Raw genomic sequence first — 1,742 nt, 5'->3', positions numbered from 1 at the left:
GCAAGCGTTCATACCTGGGGCATCACCACCACTAGTTAAAAGTGCGAGCTTTTCAATCTTATTTTCAATACTCATTTATAAGACCTATTAAATTATTATGTATATATTTGTTAGTTGCAATTATATAATTAGAATTAAGATTATGTTCTTTTCCTTTTTCATTGGTAACATACCCACCAGCTTCCTCAACAATGAGCTTTCCCGCTGCAATATCCCACGGCTTTAGACCACGCTCATAGAAAGCCTCAAATACCCCTCTTGCCACATAACATAGATCAAGCGCTGCTGAGCCTACCCTTCTTATGCCATGGCATTTTTCAGAAATATTCTTTAGCTGTTTCATAATAATACTTCCATCCTTATTGATAACGCTACTTGTAAAACCAGTAACTATCAATGACTCCTCAATACTTTCTTTACTACTTACATTTATCTTTCTGCCATTAAGATATGCACCCTTACCTCTTTCTGCAAAATAAAACTCATTTAAATAAGGGTTGTATACTATACCCTTTTGGGCAACCCCTTTACTATAAAATCCTATAGAGATAGCGAAAAAGGGGAAGTGATGATAATAATTTGTTGTTCCATCTAAAGGGTCAATATAGATCACATTTTTATCAGCTATATCTTTTTTTGACTCGCTATTGTTATCTACCTTACCACCACTTGACGATAGATAACTTTCTGATTCTTCAGCAATTATTATATGATCCTTATAGATAGCTCCCAATTCTTTTTTTAGGAACTCTTCAGATTTTAAATCAATCTCAGTTACAATATCTGCTTTACCTTTGTAATTTGCTTTTATATTTTTTTTCAGCCCCTCTTTTAATATATCACCTGCCTTAAATACAATTTCTACTAACTCATAATCCATAAATCAACCCCTTTATATATAGTATAATAAAATTATTTAATTAAAAGTATTTTTATATTTAAAGTATTGCTAATCTGATTTTTTATGACGGCTGCCAGGAGAAACTAGTGGTAGATCCTGTTTACAAAGAGGACATTCATTAGGAGAGTACGTCAAAACATTCAATTTTAATAATGGTATAAAAGGAATATCAAAGGAAACAGCGCTATTGCTTCTATCAATTAAGGCTGATACAAGGACTGGTTTTGCACCTTGAGCTTTTACAATATTCAATACTTCATTAACTGATTTACCTGTTGTCAATACATCCTCCATAACCATAATTCTCTCGCCTTCAAATATCTTAAAACCCCTTCTTAATTGCATTTCACCGTTAACCCTTTCAGCATATATAGATCTTTTCCTAAGTATTCTAGCTATTTCATAGCCAACCCTAATACCTCCTATAGCAGGACTTAATACAGTAGAAAAATCATAAAAATAAATCTTTTTTGCAAGTTCCTCCAACAGTTGTTCTGCCATAAATGGATATTGCATAACAAGAGCAGATTGCAAATATGTATCAGAGTGCATACCACTTGATAATAAAAAATGCCCCTTAAGTAGAGCTGAATGAGATTTGTATATTTCTATTATCTCTTGATCAGTCATTTAATTCCTCAAATATTCTATTTATTACTTTATTTTTGTTATTGCTAGTAGTGATTAACCTGCCAACAACTATATAGTTTACACCTACTTTTTTAGCATCTAAAGGTGTATAAACCCTCTTTTGATCCTGCTTATCACTAGACGCAAGCCTAATACCAGGACTTATTATTTTAAAATCTTCTCCACATACTTCTCTTATATATGAGGCCTC

Annotated in this window: 3 protein-coding genes; all 3 read right to left on the bottom strand. The window is 32.5% G+C overall.

The window, feature by feature from the left end:
• Nucleotides 1-64: 64 nt before the first annotated feature.
• Nucleotides 65-880, bottom strand: coding sequence for an inositol monophosphatase family protein (locus SVN78_10900; protein ID MDY6822114.1), 816 nt, complete (start codon nucleotides 878-880; stop codon nucleotides 65-67).
• 69 nt (nucleotides 881-949) lie between these two features.
• Entirely contained in the window at nucleotides 950-1,531 is a 582-nt protein-coding gene (gene pyrE / locus SVN78_10895) for an orotate phosphoribosyltransferase (protein MDY6822113.1), read from the bottom strand.
• Nucleotides 1,524-1,742 (bottom strand): orotidine 5'-phosphate decarboxylase / HUMPS family protein (locus SVN78_10890; GenBank protein MDY6822112.1); only part of this gene is annotated, 219 nt, incomplete at its 5' end. The genes SVN78_10890 and pyrE, both read right to left, overlap by 8 nt.

Source organism: Deferribacterota bacterium (genome assembly GCA_034189185.1).
Classification (GTDB): Bacteria; Chrysiogenota; Deferribacteres; order Deferribacterales; family UBA228; genus UBA228.
Note: the sequence above shows the minus strand (reverse complement) of the source record. Positions and strands in the feature narration are given on the sequence as shown.

Coding starts and splice junctions, on each gene's coding strand:
- SVN78_10900 (MDY6822114.1), bottom strand. CDS start 880: ATGGATTATGAGTTAGTAGAAATTGTATTTAAGGCAGGTGATATATTA.
- pyrE (MDY6822113.1), bottom strand. CDS start 1,531: ATGACTGATCAAGAGATAATAGAAATATACAAATCTCATTCAGCTCTA.